The organism is Lactobacillus sp. B3795 (assembly GCF_026535805.1).
Classification (GTDB): Bacteria; Bacillota; Bacilli; order Lactobacillales; family Lactobacillaceae; genus Apilactobacillus; species Apilactobacillus kunkeei_C.
Genome location: NZ_JAFNPE010000005.1, coordinates 240289 through 256972, shown reverse-complemented (window position 1 = coordinate 256972; position 16684 = coordinate 240289). Strand labels below are relative to the sequence as shown.

The window sequence follows — 16684 nt, the reverse complement described above, 5'->3', positions numbered from 1 at the left end:
AAATCAGGATGTTTATGAATATTGTTTTACCAATCATAATTAGTTTTTTAATTACATTAATCTTTATGCCATCTCTAATTGGCTACTTCAGAAGAAAGCATGAAGGCCAAATGATTAGAGAAGAAGGACCAAAGTGGCATGAAAAGAAATCAGGAACACCTACAATGGGTGGTCTTCTTTTCATCATCGCAATCATTATTGCTTCACTAATTAGTGGTGGGGTTGCTCACATGATGAACCCAACACTACTAATCCTATTGTTCATCCTAGTATTGTATGGATTATTAGGAATGTGGGACGATAGTATCAAGCTATTTAGACGTCAAAATGAAGGTCTAAAAGCATGGCAAAAACTAGCGGGTCAAATTGTGGGTGGACTAATCTTCACTTTTGTTTATGCACACCACTTCCCACTAGCATTAAAGATTCCATTTATGGGTGATTTACACCTTGGTTGGTTCTACGCAATTTTCATCATCTTCTACCTAACTGGTTTCTCAAACGCAGTTAACTTAACTGATGGTTTAGATGGTTTAGTTAGTGGATTATCAATCATTGCCTTCTTAGCTTATGCAGTTGTTGCGTTAGTTCAACACCAAATGGATGTTGCAATCTTTTGTTTAGCTGTAGTTGGTGCATTATGTGCATTTATGGTATTCAACCACAAGCCAGCTAAGATTTTCATGGGAGACATGGGATCATTAGCACTTGGAGGTTCGTTAGCTGCCGTATCAATTCTGGTTCATCATGAACTTTCATTAATTTGGATTGGTTTCATGTTTGTATTGGAAACATTGAGTGTAATGATTCAAGTTACATCATTCAAACTTACTGGTAAGAGAGTGTTCTTAATGTCACCAATCCATCACCATTTTGAAATGTTAGGTTGGTCAGAATGGAAGATTGATATTGTCTTCTGGGCTGCAGGTGCTATTTTGGCAATTACCGGAGTTTTATCAATTATTTTATAATAATATTTTTGGGAGCATGAATTATGAAAAATATTGACGATTATCAAAATAAAAACATACTAGTTTTAGGTGCGGGAATGAGTGGAATCAATGCATCTAAGCTATTAAAGCAATTAAACGCTAACGTTTGGTTAAATGACGCTAATCCTTTGAAATCGGACGCAAAAGAAGAGTTAGAAAAAATTGGCGTTGAGGTAATTGATGCTAAACAAAGTCCAAAGATTTTAGATGATTACAATTTTGATTTAATTGTCAAGAACCCTGGAATATTTTACGATAATGAATTAATTAAAGAAGCAATTAAAAGAAATATTCCAATCACAGTTGAAGTTGAAATTGCCAGTCAAGTCAGTGAAGCACCAATTGTTGGTGTAACTGGTAGTAATGGTAAAACAACCGTTTCAACTATGATTAATGACATCCTAAACGAAGAAAGAACTACTGGATATTCATACGTAGCCGGAAACATTGGTGTTCCAGCAAGTACTATTACCACAAAGGCAACTAAGGATGATGACATTGTCTTAGAATTATCTAGTTTTATGCTAGTTGGCATTAAGACATTGCATCCACATATTGCCGTTTTAAACAACGTTTTCTCAAATCATCTTGACTACCATAAGACTAGAGAAAACTACGTTAACGCTAAAATGCGCATTACCGAAAATCAAGATGAAAATGACTTTTTCGTTGTGAACTTTGATAATGAAGAATGGCGTGAATTAAGCAAACGTAGTAAGGCTAAGGTGGTTCCTTTCTCATACGAAGCAGTAAGCACAGACGGTGCATACGTGAAAGACGAACAAATCTTCTTTAAAGATGAATTCGTTATGAACGTTGATGAAATTAGAGTTCCTGGTCAACAAAACGTGCAAAACGCTTTAGCAGCAATTGCTGTTGCCAAGATTATGGGCAAGAGTAACTCCGCAATCAAGAAGGCACTAAGTACATTTGGTGGTGTCAGACACCGTGTCCAATACGTATTAACTGCCGATGGTAGAAAGTTCTACAATGACTCAAAGGCTACAGACATTGAAGCAACTCAAGTGGCTTTGAGAAGTTTTAAAGATAACGTTGTTCTAATTGCCGGTGGATTAGATCGTGGTTACACTTTCGAAAAACTGGAAAATGATTTCGCCGACCATGTTAAGGCAATTACCTTATTTGGTGAAACTAAGGACTTGTTAGCAGACACTGCTAAGAAGGCCGGTGTTAAAAACATCAAGATTGTTAATAACATGAAGGAAGCTGTGGATGAAGCATGGGCAATGAGTGAAGAAGGCGACATTGTTCTATTGTCTCCAGCTAATGCTAGTTGGGATCAATATGATACCTTTGAACAAAGAGGGGACGAATTCATCCAACTAGTAGAACAAAAAACAGGTAGAAAGGAAGAAAACTAATGAGACTAATGATTTCAGGTGGAGGAACTGGTGGCCACATCTATCCTGCACTAGCATTAATTGAAGAACTTCGCAGAGTTGATCCTGATGCTGAAGTTTTATACGTTGGATCAACTAGAGGCTTGGAAAAGGATATCGTTCCAAAGCACAACATCGCTTTCGAAGAATTAGAAATCCAAGGCTTCAAACGTTCTCTTTCTTTATACAACGTAAAAACTGTTAGTTTGTTTTTAAAGAGTCTACATAAATCAAAAAAGTTAATTAAAAAATTTAAACCGGATATCGTGATTGGAACTGGTGGATACGTTTCTGGAGCCGTTGTTTACGCTGCTTCACAAATGAATATTCCAACAATGATTCACGAACAAAACAGTGTGGTTGGTTTAACTAACCGTTTCCTAAGCAAACACGTTGATAAGATTGCAGTTGGATTCGAAGATGCCATCAGCCAATTTCCAAAGGAAAAGACTGTTTATACTGGTAACCCACGTGCCCAACAAGTGGCAAACTTAAAATCTGATTTTTCTTGGGAACAATACGGATTAAAAAACGATGTTCCAACCCTTTTAATCTTTGGTGGTAGCCAAGGTGCATTGAAGATTAACAAAGTTGTTTGCGAAAGCATTCGTCAATACAACGAAAAGAATTACCAAGTTGTGTTCGTTACCGGTAAGAAGCGTTACGATGACGTTATGGAACAACTAAAAGGACAAACAATTAACGATAATGTGGTAATTAAGGATTACATTGCTGATATGCCAAACGTTTTACCGAAGGTTGATGCAATCGTTGGTAGAGCAGGGGCTACTAGTTTAGCCGAAATTACAGCTCTTGGAATCCCATCAGTATTAATTCCAAGTCCATACGTTACTGCTGATCATCAAACCAAGAATGCATTGAGTTTGGTGAAGAACGATGCCGCTTTAATCATTACTGAAAATGATTTAAATGCGAAGACATTAATTGAAAATTCTGACTTTATCATGAACGATAAGGAAAAGAGAAATGAAATGGCTGAAAACTCAAGAAAAATGGGTTGTCGTGATGCCGCAAGTCGTCTGTTGGAAGTTGCAAAATCAATTTGCCGTTAATGGAGGAACTTTACTATGAAGTCTAAATTATTTTCCTCAAAAAAATCCTCGAATAGGGCTTCAAGAATATCCGATGATTTTGTTGAATTGCATAAGCAAAAGATAAAAAATAAAATGAAATCTTCCTCATATATCATCATTCCGTTAGTTGTATTATTACTAATCTTGATTTACTTGGTTTCGCCAATGAGTCGAATTAGTAGTATTAGCGTTAATGGAAATGGATATATCTCTCAAAAAGATATTAAGAGAGAACTTCAGTTAGATGAAGGGGACAGTATTTTTAAAGTTATTGGTCATAAAAATAAAATTAACCAAAGGGTTATTAATGATGATCATCGCGTTAAATCGTTAGATTTTAAATTTACGGGATTTAATCATCTTTCTGTTTCAGTTTCACCATATAAAGAAATTGGTTATGAAACTCGTGGCAACAAGCAGTATCTAATATTAGAAAACGGAAAGGTTACTAATATTGCTGTAAAGAATCCTAATGATTCTAAGATGCCTTATATAGTGAAATTTAATAATCAGTCATTATTGAAATCAATGATTGAAAAGTATGTAAGGCTACCTAAGGACATCAGAGACAACATTCGTGTCATTTCATACTCACCAACCAAGGTGTACCCAGATGAATTACACGTTTATATGCGAGATGGTAATCGCGTTATTATCTTGATGCACGATTTTAATGATAAGATGGGCTTCTATCGCTCAATCGCCACTCAATTAAAAACAAAAAGTGTTATTAATTTAGAGGTTGGTGCTTACTCATTTCCAATCAATGATGATAAGAAAAGTAGCAATACAACCACTAAAGCATCTACAAAAACTAAGCTAAAAGAAACGCTGAATAAGGATGCTAAGAAAACAACAACTACAACTAAAAAAAGAAACTAATAATGGTTCTTTAGAGTTGTCTACTCTTGTGTTAAAATTAACTTATAACTAACTTAAATATAAACTAGAGTATCTAAGAATAATTATGCTTAATTGGAGGTTCCCTTAGATAATGAATTCAGAAATGTATGTTGGATTGGATATTGGAACTACGTCAATTAAGGTGATTGTTGCCGAAAAAGTAAAAGGCCAAATGAACGTTTTAGGTTTAGGAAACGAACGCTCTGAAGGTGTTAGCCGAGGCATCATCGTCGATATTGACAAGGCTTCTGAATCAATTAGAAGAGCTGTTAACCAGGCAGAAGAAAAAGCTGGTATTCAAATTCATGATGTGATTGTTGGTATTCCTGCCAACCAATTAAAGATTGAACCATGCAGCGGTATGGTGGCTATCTCAGATCAATCAAGAGAAATTTCAGATGAAGACGTTAAAAACGTTACTGTATCTGCAATGATTAAAAACCTACCACCAGAAAGAGAAATTATGGATACCTTAGCTGATGAATTCATCGTTGATGGATTTGACGGCATAAAGGACCCAAGAGGTATGGTCGGTGTAAGACTTGAAATGAAGGGTCGTATCATCACTGGACCAAAGACTATTATCCATAATATTAGAAAAGCGGTTCAAAGAGCTGGATTAAATCCATCTTCAATCATCAATATGCCATTAGCACAAGGCATGACTATTTTAGATGATGGAGAACAAGACTTTGGAACTGTTCTAATCGATTTAGGTGGTGGCCAAACAACTGCTTCTGTTGTTCATGATCATCAACTAAAATTCACTACTGTAGATAGTGAAGGTGGAGAATACATCACTAAAGACATTTCTGTTGTGCTTAACACTTCATTAGAAAGTGCCGAAAAAGTTAAACGCGATTACGGTTACGCTGATGAAATTGAAGCATCAGAAAGCAATGAATTTCCAATTGAAGTTGTTGGTCAAAGCCAACCAGTCAGAATTTCTGAAAAATACCTAGCAGAAATCATTCAAGCTAGAGTAGACCAAATCTTTACTAGAATGTACAAGAGTTTAAGCAGTATCTCTGCTTTAAACCTACCTGGAGGTATTGTTCTAACTGGTGGAGTTGCAGCATTGCCTGGAATCTCAGAATTAGCAGCCGATAGATTTGATACTAACGTTAGAGTCTACATTCCAGATCAAATGGGATTAAGACACCCATCATTTTCACTTCCATTGTCACTAGTAACGTATCGTGCTAACATGAGTGAAATTCAAGTGTTAGTAAGATCATCACTAGAAGGCAAAACTGTAGTGAACAACACTCAATCCAATGATGATTTCATTGGTAACGATTATGGCGATGATGTAATCGATAACTCATCTGAATACATTCAACAAGATAATCGACCACAACAACCAAGTAAACCTAAAAAGTCTGGTTCAAAACTAGCTAAAAGCACTAAGGGAAGACTTAAACGCTTTTACCAAGACTTTTTCGAATAAAATAACAGAAGTACACGGAGGAAGTTAAAATGGAATTTTCATTAGATTCTACTGAAAACCAAGGCGCAAAAATTAAAGTTATTGGTGTAGGTGGCGGTGGTAGTAACGCCGTTAACCGTATGATTGCTGAAGATGTTAAAGGTGTTGAATTTATTGTTGCAAATACCGATGTTCAAGCATTAAACACATCAAAAGCTGAAACAAAAATCCAATTAGGACCTAAATTAACTAGAGGTTTAGGTGCAGGTTCAGATCCAGAAGTAGGAACTAAGGCCGCTGAAGAAAGTGAAGAAGCTATCTCAGAAGCACTTCAAGGTGCAGATATGGTATTCGTAACTGCCGGAATGGGTGGTGGTACTGGTAACGGTGCTGCTCCAATCGTTGCCAAGATTGCTAAGGACTCAGGTGCTTTAACTGTTGGTGTTGTTACTAGACCATTTACTTTTGAAGGACCAAGAAGATCTAAATATGCTGCAGAAGGTGTTTCAGCATTAAAGGAAAACGTTGATACTTTAATCGTAATTGCCAACAACCGTCTATTAGAAATGGTTGATAAGAAGACACCTATGATGGAAGCTTTCCAAGAAGCTGACAACGTATTAAGACAAGGTGTTCAAGGTATTTCTGACTTAATTACTAGTCCTGGATACGTTAACTTGGACTTTGCTGATGTTAAGACTGTTATGCAAAACACTGGTTCAGCACTTATGGGTGTTGGTACTGCTACAGGTGAAAACAGAACTGCAGAAGCAACCAAGAAGGCTATTTCTTCACCATTGTTAGAAGTTTCAATCGATGGTGCAAAACAAGTATTATTAAACATCACTGGTGGCCCAGACATGTCACTATTTGAAGCTCAAGATGCTTCAGACATCGTTGCACAAGCTGCAACTAGCGATGTAAACATTATCTTTGGTACTTCAATTGATGAAGACCTAGGCGACGAAATCAAGGTTACTGTTATTGCTACAGGAATCGAAACTAGTCCAGAAGAACTACTAAACGGCCAAGCACGTCCATCAAGAGTTTCAGAAACTCCTGGTAAGGTAGTTAGCCCAAGACATCACAAGGAAGACCAAGGTAACGTTAGAACTAACGACGAAAACACAGATAGCGACAAGCCATCTGACACACGTTTTGAAAACGTACAAAAGAAAGAATTTGATCCATTTGATGCTAACAACTCAAGTGACAATCAAAAGGAAGATAAATCAAGTGATGACGATTTACCTCCATTCTTTAAATTCCGTCGTAAGAACTAATCACTTTTTCTAGATTTCTTTGAAGGGAATGAATTGAAATGACAGCTAAGTTTAGTTTTAGTAAATTCTTCGGAACTGATTACGATCAAGACGAAGACTTTTACGAAGAAGATAACTCCCAAGTGGAGAACAATGATAAGGTAGTTTCAATTAGCAAAAACTCAAGTCAAAGTCGCAACAGCAAAATTTCCGTCTTTGAACCTAAGATTTATGCTGATGTAAAAACAATTGCGCAAAAATTAATTGATAACAATGCTGTAATCATTAATTTTGATGCTGCTAGCGATGAAGCAACTAGAAGAATTATTGATTTCTTAAACGGAGTTGTTTTCACTATTGATGGAAATATTGAGAGAATTTCTGAATTAGTCTTTCTTTTCACTCCACACAACTACTATGTAGACGGGGAAATCAGAAAAGAAATGAATGAACGTTTAAGATAAAATGGATAAAAATATTGAACAGCATTTTAGAAAAGAAGAAGTTCCGTTCATCGATTCTTGTGCAGATTTAATTGATGAGTCAATTAATCAATATCGTCCAATCCTAACTAAGTTTTTAAATCCTAGACAGGTTTATATTTTAACGACTTTAGTTAACCGCCAGAGTGACTTATCGGTCGCCTTTTTCGGGGGATATCCAAACTCAGAAATGAAACGTGGCTTGATATATCCAGAATACTTCGAACCATCTGAAGATGATTATCAAGTTAAGTTGTTTGAAATTAGATATCCAGTAAAGTTCTCAAAATTACGTCACAGTAAGATATTGGGAACTTTATTAGGTTCGGGTGTTGAGAGATCAACGATTGGCGATATTTTAACCGACGGAACAAGATGGCAATTCCTATGCACAAGAGAAATTGCTGACTTCTTAAAAATGCAAATTAGCTCAATTGGTAAAACCAAGGTTTCACTGATTGAAACAGAATTTTCTGACGTCATTACGCCGGAAAATGAATGGAGAGATGAGTCAACAACTCTATCATCATTTAGAATGGATAATTTAATTTCGGAAGGATTTAACATATCCAGAAATGATGCCAAAGAGTTAGTTAGTCATCAAAAGGTTCACCTTAACTGGGCGGTAAACAGTCGACCGGATTACGAAATTACAACACACGATGTTGTATCAGTTAGAAGATTCGGTCGCATTCGTTTAAAGCGTCAGGAAGGTCAAACCAAAAAAGGTAAATATAGAGCCATTATTTCTGTATTAAAAAAATAGGTTGGAGGAGAGATACAATGGTACTTAGCCCACAAGATATTCATAATAAAGAGTTTTCTGTAAAAATGAGAGGTTACAATATTGACGAGGTAAATGAATTCTTAGATCGTATTATCAAGGATTACCAATTAACTTTATCCGAAAATATCGATATGAAGAACCGTTTGAAACAAACTGAAGATGAACTAAAATACTTTAATGGTATGAAGGATTCATTGAATCAATCAATTATCATTGCACAAAATGCTGCTGATAAGGTTAAAGTTGAAGCTCAAAACGAAGCCAACAACGTAACTGAACAATCAAGAAAACAAGCTGATGAAATTTTGAATGATGCTAGCGTTAAGGCTAAAGACATCGTTGAAAATATCTCAAACCAATCTAAAGCACTACTTATTGCAAATGATGATTTAAGAAAGACAACTGAATCATTCAGAGAAAAAATCAGAACTTTACTTGAAAGCCAAATGCAATTTGTTAACAGCCCAGAATGGGATCAAATGATTTCCGGAATTGACGGTAACTTCGACAAGGTTAACGAACAAATTAATAACCTTGACAATTTTAAGGAAACAGTTGTACAATCTGAAGGTAAAGAAATGCCAGCAGATGCAACTATTAAGATTTATCCTGATGGCTCATTCAAAGCAATTGAATAACTTGAGATAGAGAATAGAAAGCTTAGAATTCGATACAATATAGCGAGCTGACAAATGGTGGAAGGTCAGTTGTAAATCATTCTATGCAGATCACCTCTGGCTAATCTCTTTTAATGTAGTAAATAAAGATGGGATATTATTTTTAATATTCTAATTTGGGTGGTACCGCGGAAGACTTCGTCCCTTGTGATGAAGTCTTCTTTTTTTATAATTAGAAAAGGGAGTGTGTGTTATGCGTGTAAAAGATACTTTGAACCTAGGTAAGACCAAGTTTAAGATGCGTGGAAATTTACCTGTTAAAGAAGTTGAAAGACAAAAAGCATGGGAAGACAATCACGTCTACCAAATGAGACAAAAACTAAACGAAGGAAAACCATCATTTGTTCTTCATGATGGACCTCCATATGCTAATGGTGACATTCATATGGGACACGCTTTAAACAAGATTTCAAAGGACTTTATCGTAAGATACAAGTCAATGAACGGATTTAGAGCACCTTACGTTCCAGGTTGGGATACTCATGGTTTACCAATCGAACAAAAGCTTACTCAAGCTGGATATGACAGAAAGAAAATGGATACTAACGAATTCAGAAAACTTTGTCATGAATATGCTTTGAAGCAAGTTGATCGTCAAAGAGAAGGTTTCAAACGTCTAGGTGTTACTGGTGAATGGGACAACCCATACCTAACTCTAAAGCCTGAATTTGAAGCTGCTGAAATTCGTGTATTCGGTAAGATGGCTGAAAAGGGTCTAATCTACCGTGGTAAGAAACCAGTTATCTGGTCATGGTCTTCAGAATCAGCTCTAGCTGAAGCCGAAGTGGAATACCACGATATCGAATCACCTTCAGCTTTCTACGCTGAAAAGGTTGTCGATGGTAAAGGTGTTTTAGACGAAGATAACACATACATGGTTGTATGGACTACTACTCCATGGACCATTCCTGCTTCAATGGGTATCACAATTGATGCAGGTTTCGACTACGCAGTTGTTAAACCAGCTAACGATGATCGTAAGTTTGTTTTAGCTGCAGAATTAGTTGAAAAAGATGCCGAATTATTCGGTTGGGAAGACTACGAAATCGTAAAGACTGTAAGAGGTCAAGAACTAGAAGGTGTATTAGCTCAACATCCATTTATGGACAGACAACTATTAACCATGCTAGGTGATTTCGTTACTATCGATACTGGTACTGGTTTGGTTCATACTGCTCCTGGATTTGGGGAAGATGACTACTACGTAGGTAAATCATATGGCTTAGATATCTTTGTTGATGTTGATGCACAAGGTTACCTAACTAAGGAAGCTGGTCCAGATTTCGAAGGTGTCTTCTACGATGATGCAAATGAAATTTCATTAAACAAGTTAAAAGAAAAGAACTTATTATTGAAGTACCAACCAATCACTCATAGTTACCCATTTGACTGGAGAACTAAGAAGCCGGTTATTTACCGTGCTACTGATCAATGGTTTGCTTCTGTTGATAAGATTAGAGATGACATTCTAAATGCCATTGAAGACGTTCAATTCAAACCTGAATGGGGTAAGAAACGTCTATACAACATGATTAAAGATCGTGGTGACTGGGTAATCTCAAGACAACGTGTTTGGGGTGTTCCACTACCAATCTTCTACGGTGAAGATGGTACTCCAATCATCACCAAAGAAACTACTGACCACGTTGCAGACTTATTTGCAAAACATGGTTCAGACATTTGGTTCGAAAAAGAAGCTAAGGACCTATTACCAGAAGGCTTCACTAGTGAACATTCACCAAATGGTAAGTTTACTAAGGAAAACGACATCATGGATGTATGGTTTGATTCAGGTTCATCACACCAAGGTGTTTGTGCCGAACGTGATTACCTAACATACCCTGCAGACCTATACCTAGAAGGTTCTGACCAATACCGTGGATGGTTCAACTCAAGTTTAATTACTAGTGTTGCATTTAGCGGTAAGGCTCCATACAAGCAATTATTATCACAAGGATTCACTCTTGATGGTGAAGGCCACAAGATGAGTAAATCACTTGGTAACACAATTGCTCCTGATGAAGTTATTAAGAAGATGGGTGCAGAAATCGTTCGTCTATGGGTAACTTCCGTAGATACTTCTGCCGATGTTCGTGTATCAATGGAAAACTTTGTTAAGATTTCTGATTCATATAAGAAGATTAGAAATACCATGAGATATATGCTTGCCAACACTTCTGACTTTGATCCTAAGGAAAATGGTGTTGATTTTGCAGACATGAAGTCAGCTGACCAATACATGATGGTTAAGTTAAACAACTTTGTCAAAGACATTAAGGAAGACTACGATAACTTTGACTTCCTAAGTCTAAACCGTCGTCTACTTTCATTCATCAATGCTGATCTTTCAGCTTTCTACCTAGACTTCGCTAAGGATATCCTATACATCTACGCCGAAGATAGTGCAGAAAGAAGATCAATGCAAACAGTTCTATACAATGCAGCTGTTGCAATTACTAAATTAATTACACCAATTCTTCCTCACACTGCTGAAGAAATCTGGCCATTCCTATCTGAAAAAGAAGAATTCGTTCAACTATCAGAAATGCCAGAACCAATGGACTTACCAGGTGCAGATGAACTTTCATCAAACTGGCACAAGTTCATGGAAGTCAGAGATGACGTATTGAAGGCATTGGAAGAAGCTAGAAATAACAAGCTAATTGGTAAGGCTTCAGAAGCTAAACTATCATTATTTGTAAATGATGAAGTTAAATCATTACTAGATAGCCTACACACAAATGTTGGTCAAATCTTGATGGTTTCACAACTAGAAGTTAAAGATTTAGCTGATGCTCCAAGTGATGCACAAAGCTTTAACAACGGTGTTTCAATCGTTGTTGAACATGCTGAAGGTGACACTTGTGAACGTTGCCGTCTAATCTCTACAGATGTTGGTTCTGATGCAGATTATCCACAATTCTGTGCACGTTGTGCTAAGATTGTTCGTGATAACTTCCCAGAAACAGCTACTGAAGGATTCGAAGAATAATCGATAAAAAACTGGGACTATCCCAGTTTTTTATTTTTAAGGAGAAATAATATGATTAAAGGTAAAGTAAATAATTTTAACCCGGATCACGATTTTGGTTTTCTAAAGGGTGAAGACAAGAACAAGGTCTTCTTCCATGGTTCAGCGGTCGAAAACAAGACTAGAAATGAAATTGAAATTGGTCAACAAGTGGAATACCAAATTGCACAAGGCATGAAGGGACCACAAGCTGTCAAAATTCGTGTAATTGATTAGTCAGTCCATTGAAAAAATAATTAAATATATATAGAATGAATATATAACTAAAAAAGGGCTGATATTATGGATTTAGAGGAAAAGGTACTAGGTGTTGAGCCTAAGTACGATGGCGCAATTATCAATGTTGAAAAACAAACAGTTGAATTGCCAAATGGTGAAACATCAACTAGAGATGTTGTTCATCATTCCAATGCCGTTGGTATTTTAGTCTTAACTAAGAACAACAAGATGTTATTAGAAACCCAATGGAGAGCTCCTGTTGCTAAAGAAACAATCGAGATTCCTGCCGGTAAAGTTGATAGTAGAGACCATGGAACTGCCTTGGATACTGTGGTTCGTGAGTTGAACGAAGAAACTAGATACAAGGCTAATAACATCAAACGAATCACCGGATTTTATTCAAGTGTCGGTTTTTGTGACGAATACATGGACCTATACTTGGCAACTGATTTAGAACCAGTTGAAGATGAATTACCAAGAGATCAAGGTGAATACTTGAGAATTAAGGAATACTCACTTGATGAAGCCATGGCAATGATTGAAAGTGGCGAAATCGAGGATGCTAAGACAATTACTGCTATTTATTATTGGAAGTTACATGATAAGATTGGTCTTTAATTAATAAAGGAGCAAGTCCAATATGATAACTAGAAAAGAGTATCAAGATAGTCAAAAAAGAAATTCTATTGACGATGATTTTATAAAAAGAGACGAACCAGTTGAGCAACCTTCATTGAAGAGAATTAGACCCGAAGAAAAAAAGGGCAAGGCTCATGCAATGACAACCGAACAAAAGACAAAACGTTTAGGTAGAAGACTTAACTGGGCTATTGCATTTTTAATTCTTGCAATCATTGTCGTTTACTTAATACTAATCTACGTTAATCCTTAAGGAGATATTTATGAAATTTGGAATTTTATGTGCAATGGACGAAGAAATCAAATCATTGCTAGATAATTTAGACAACACTAAGAAAGTAGACATCAAAGAAATGACTTTCTACGAAGGTAACATTTCTGGACAAGAAGTTGTTCTTGTTCGTTCAGGAATTGGTAAAGTTGAAGCAGGTTTAACAACTGCTCAATTAATTACTAGCTTTGATGTTGATATCGTTATCAACTCAGGTTCTGCTGGTGGAATTGGCCAAGGCCTAGCTGTCGGTGATGTTGTTGTTTCAACTGAAACTGCATACCACGACGTTGATGCTAGAGCTGCTGGATACGAATACGGCCAATTACCAGGTCAACCAGCAAGATTCAAAGCTTCAGAAAAATGGGTAAAAGAAATTACTGAAGCTTCTAAGGAAGTTGGTTTAAACGTTCAAAAGGGATTAATCGTTACAGGTGATCAATTCGTTGCCGACCAAGCAGTAATTGATAACATTCTAAAGAACTTCCCAGACGCACTTTCATGTGAAATGGAAGGGGCAGCTGTGGGACAAGTTGCTAACCAATTTGATATCCCATACGTTGTAGTTAGAGCCATGTCAGATAACGCCAATGGTGACGCTGATCGTAGCTTTGACGAATTCATCATTGATGCAGGTAAGAAATCTGCTCAAATGTTATTAGACTTATTCGCAAATCAAAAATAGAAGGGGTTTAGGTATACTTGACTGAAATCTACTTAGATAATGCCGCTACCACTCCAATGGATAAAAACGTTTTGGATGACATGTACGATAAGATGCAAAACGTTTACGGTAACGCTTCTACCTTGTACAGCATCGGTAGAAAGGCTCATACCGTATTGGAAGATAGTAGAGACATTATCGCCAACAGTATTAATGCGAAGCCAGACGAAATTATTTTTACAAGTGGTGGTAGTGAAAGTGATAATACCGCAATTCTTCAAACTGCTGAAGCAAGAAAGAATTTAGGAAACCATATTATTACAACTGCCATTGAACACGAAGCAGTGTTAAAGCCACTTGCTTATCTTGAAGAACAAGGTTTTAGAGTAACTTATCTACCAGTCGATGAAACTGGGATAATTAGTTTAGACGACTTCAAGGATGCATTAGACGATGATACCATCTTGGTAACCATCATGACTGCTAACAATGAGGTTGGTTCTCACATGCCAATTCACGAAATTGGTGAAATTTTAAAGGACCATCAGGCATGGTTCCACACCGATGCCGTCCAAGCTTATGGATTGTTAGATATTGATGTAAATGAGGACCACATTGATTTACTATCAACATCTGCTCATAAGATTAATGGTCCTAAGATGACTGGTTTCTTATACAGACGAACTGGGGTAGATTTTCCAAGTTTTGTAAAAGGTGGAGACCAAGAAAAGAAGCGTCGTGCCGGAACAGAAAACATTCCTGCAATCTCCGGATTTGCGACCGCGGTTTCTCAAATTACACCTGAATTAAAGCACGAACTACACGATCGTTATTATGGATTCAAACACCAAATCATTGATGCTTTAAATGATAATGATATTGATTTCGTTGTTAACGGAACTGTCGAAGACAACCCGGTCCAACATGTATTTAACATTTGGATTAAGGGCATTGCTTCAGACATCATTTTGGCTAATTTGGACTTGGAAGGAATTGCGATTTCAGCTGGTTCAGCATGTACAGCTGGAAACATTGAACCATCACACGTTTTGATGGCAATGTTTGGTAATGATACCAATCGTTCATCTCAATCAATTCGAATTAGTTTCGGTAAATTCACAACAGATTCAGAAATCGACGCCTTTACCACTGCATTAGTAAAGGTAATTAAGAGAATAAAGAAGGTTGACTAATATGGCTTTTGAAACAGCAAATCAATTACAAGGTGATTCTAAAACATACGCAGTTAGTCCTGAAATCAAAAAATTCACACTATCTGACATGGGTTTTGTAAAGACTAATGCTGGTAACTTTCAATTTGAAAGAACATTAGATCCTGAAGATCCTTACAATGGTATCAAGCTAAAGATTGTTTTTAAGAGTGATTTAAAAACATTCAAGATGAGCACCATCACCGCAAATGGTTTAAATAAGGTTAATATTTTTACCAACAAAAATGCTGATGCATTAGTTGAACAATTCAATTTCTTGATGGATAACTTTGTGGAAAGAAAAGTTTTCGTGAGAAAATAATTAAAAAGAGGGCTATTAAGCCCTCTTTTTTGCATCTTCATTGCAATTGGTGCATTAAATGGGTTATTATACTTTTTATGGAATATACGACCTTCAAATCGTAGATTCTAAGAATCTAAAAGAAATGATGGTGATTTTAAATGGCAGACAATAGTAATACCCGTGTTGTTGTTGGAATGTCAGGTGGGGTGGATTCATCCGTTACCGCCTACCTTTTGAAGCAACAAGGATATGACGTTGTAGGTGTATTTATGAAGAACTGGGACGATACTGACGAAAACGGTGTTTGTACCGCAACAGAAGACTACAAGGACGTAGCCAAAGTTGCCTCAGAAATCGGAATACCTTACTACTCTGTTAATTTTGAAAAAGAATATTGGGATCGCGTTTTCACTTATTTCTTGAATGAATACAAAAAAGGTAGAACTCCAGATCCCGATGTTATTTGTAACAAGGAAATTAAGTTCAGAGCGTTCTTAGACTACGCCTTAGATTTAGGTGCAGACTACATCGCTACTGGTCACTATGCTCGTTTGCAACGTGATGCAGATGGTCACAACCACTTGCTTCGTGGAAGCGACGACAACAAGGACCAAACTTATTTCTTAAGTCAATTATCCGCAGAACAATTAGACCGCGTTATGTTCCCGCTAGGTGACATGCCAAAGCCTAAAGTTCGTGAAATTGCAAAAGAAGCTGGTCTAGCCACTGCTGAAAAGAAGGATTCAATGGGAATCTGTTTCATCGGTGAAAAGAACTTCAAGTCATTCTTAAGTAACTACTTACCAGCAACTCCTGGTAAGATGATGACTTTTGATGGTGAAGTAAAGGGTAACCATGATGGCCTAATGTATTACACAATTGGTCAACGTAAGGGATTAGGAATCGGTGGAGACGGTAAAGATAACCGCCCATGGTTCGTAGTTGGAAAAGACCTTTCAAAGAACATCTTGTATGTTGGTAAGGGCTATGAAAACAAGCACCTATACGCAGATTACCTAGAAGCTTCAGATATTTTCTGGATTAATGACATTGCTGATCGTGGCAACGACTTCCGTTGTACAGCTCAATTCAGATATCGTCAAAAAGACGTTGGCGTAACTGTTCATCTAAACGATGATGGTAAGTCATTACGTGTTGATTTTGATGATCCTGCAAGAGCTGTTACACCGGGACAAGCCGTTGTGTTCTACGATGGTGATGAATGTCTAGGTTCAGCAATTATCGATGCAGCATACCAAGACGATAAAGAATTACAATACATTTAAAACCAAAAGATGCTTGTTTAATAAGCATCTTTT

Annotated in this window: 17 protein-coding genes; all 17 read left to right on the top strand. The window is 36.8% G+C overall.

The genetic code is table 11. The features are described from left to right. Positions 1–14: 14 nt before the first annotated feature. Entirely contained in the window at positions 15–971 is a 957-nt protein-coding gene (gene mraY, locus J3U50_RS03095; protein WP_054608290.1) for a phospho-N-acetylmuramoyl-pentapeptide-transferase, read from the top strand. 23 nt (positions 972–994) lie between these two features. Then, complete coding sequence (murD, locus tag J3U50_RS03090; protein ID WP_301945541.1) at positions 995–2374, top strand: UDP-N-acetylmuramoyl-L-alanine--D-glutamate ligase; 1380 nt, start codon at positions 995–997, stop codon at positions 2372–2374. Continuing rightward, positions 2374–3465 carry an undecaprenyldiphospho-muramoylpentapeptide beta-N-acetylglucosaminyltransferase gene (gene murG / locus J3U50_RS03085; RefSeq protein WP_054608266.1) on the top strand — a complete coding sequence of 364 codons (1092 nt, stop codon included), beginning with the start codon at positions 2374–2376 and terminating at the stop codon, positions 3463–3465. Before murD ends, murG begins: the two co-directional genes overlap by 1 nt. A gap of 15 nt (positions 3466–3480) precedes the next feature. Further along, entirely contained in the window at positions 3481–4368 is an 888-nt protein-coding gene (locus J3U50_RS03080; RefSeq protein ID WP_301945540.1) for a cell division protein FtsQ/DivIB, read from the top strand. Positions 4369–4477: 109 nt separating this feature from the next. Next, positions 4478–5839: a cell division protein FtsA gene (ftsA, locus tag J3U50_RS03075; protein ID WP_054608264.1), complete on the top strand. Its 1362-nt coding sequence runs from the start codon at positions 4478–4480 to the stop codon at positions 5837–5839. A 29-nt stretch (positions 5840–5868) separates the two neighbouring features. Continuing rightward, positions 5869–7101 (top strand): cell division protein FtsZ, encoded by a 1233-nt coding sequence (gene ftsZ, locus J3U50_RS03070; RefSeq protein ID WP_053791875.1) that lies wholly within the window; start codon positions 5869–5871, stop codon positions 7099–7101. Positions 7102–7139: 38 nt separating this feature from the next. Further along, positions 7140–7544 (top strand): cell division protein SepF, encoded by a 405-nt coding sequence (locus tag J3U50_RS03065; protein WP_034534475.1) that lies wholly within the window; start codon positions 7140–7142, stop codon positions 7542–7544. Between the two features lies 1 nt (position 7545). Continuing rightward, on the top strand, positions 7546–8328 hold the full coding sequence (locus J3U50_RS03060) for an RNA-binding protein (protein WP_054608263.1): 783 nt from the start codon (positions 7546–7548) through the stop codon (positions 8326–8328). 17 nt (positions 8329–8345) lie between these two features. Then, entirely contained in the window at positions 8346–8987 is a 642-nt protein-coding gene (locus J3U50_RS03055) for a DivIVA domain-containing protein (protein ID WP_053791873.1), read from the top strand. A 232-nt stretch (positions 8988–9219) separates the two neighbouring features. After that, positions 9220–12018, top strand: a complete 2799-nt coding sequence (gene ileS, locus J3U50_RS03050; RefSeq protein WP_301945539.1) for an isoleucine--tRNA ligase — start codon at positions 9220–9222, stop codon at positions 12016–12018. A 51-nt stretch (positions 12019–12069) separates the two neighbouring features. Further along, positions 12070–12273 carry a cold-shock protein gene (locus tag J3U50_RS03045; RefSeq protein ID WP_034531780.1) on the top strand — a complete coding sequence of 68 codons (204 nt, stop codon included), beginning with the start codon at positions 12070–12072 and terminating at the stop codon, positions 12271–12273. 66 nt (positions 12274–12339) lie between these two features. Further along, entirely contained in the window at positions 12340–12894 is a 555-nt protein-coding gene (locus J3U50_RS03040) for an NUDIX hydrolase (protein WP_034534468.1), read from the top strand. 22 nt (positions 12895–12916) lie between these two features. After that, complete coding sequence (locus J3U50_RS03035) at positions 12917–13168, top strand: hypothetical protein (protein ID WP_054608261.1); 252 nt, start codon at positions 12917–12919, stop codon at positions 13166–13168. A gap of 10 nt (positions 13169–13178) precedes the next feature. Continuing rightward, positions 13179–13871, top strand: a complete 693-nt coding sequence (locus tag J3U50_RS03030; protein WP_041152394.1) for a 5'-methylthioadenosine/adenosylhomocysteine nucleosidase — start codon at positions 13179–13181, stop codon at positions 13869–13871. A gap of 17 nt (positions 13872–13888) precedes the next feature. Continuing rightward, positions 13889–15043, top strand: a complete 1155-nt coding sequence (locus J3U50_RS03025; protein WP_301945538.1) for a cysteine desulfurase family protein — start codon at positions 13889–13891, stop codon at positions 15041–15043. Position 15044: 1 nt separating this feature from the next. Continuing rightward, positions 15045–15383, top strand: a complete 339-nt coding sequence (locus J3U50_RS03020) for a DUF1831 domain-containing protein (RefSeq protein ID WP_053791868.1) — start codon at positions 15045–15047, stop codon at positions 15381–15383. A gap of 140 nt (positions 15384–15523) precedes the next feature. Then, complete coding sequence (gene mnmA, locus J3U50_RS03015; protein ID WP_041152391.1) at positions 15524–16651, top strand: tRNA 2-thiouridine(34) synthase MnmA; 1128 nt, start codon at positions 15524–15526, stop codon at positions 16649–16651. The last annotated feature ends 33 nt before the right edge of the window (positions 16652–16684 follow it).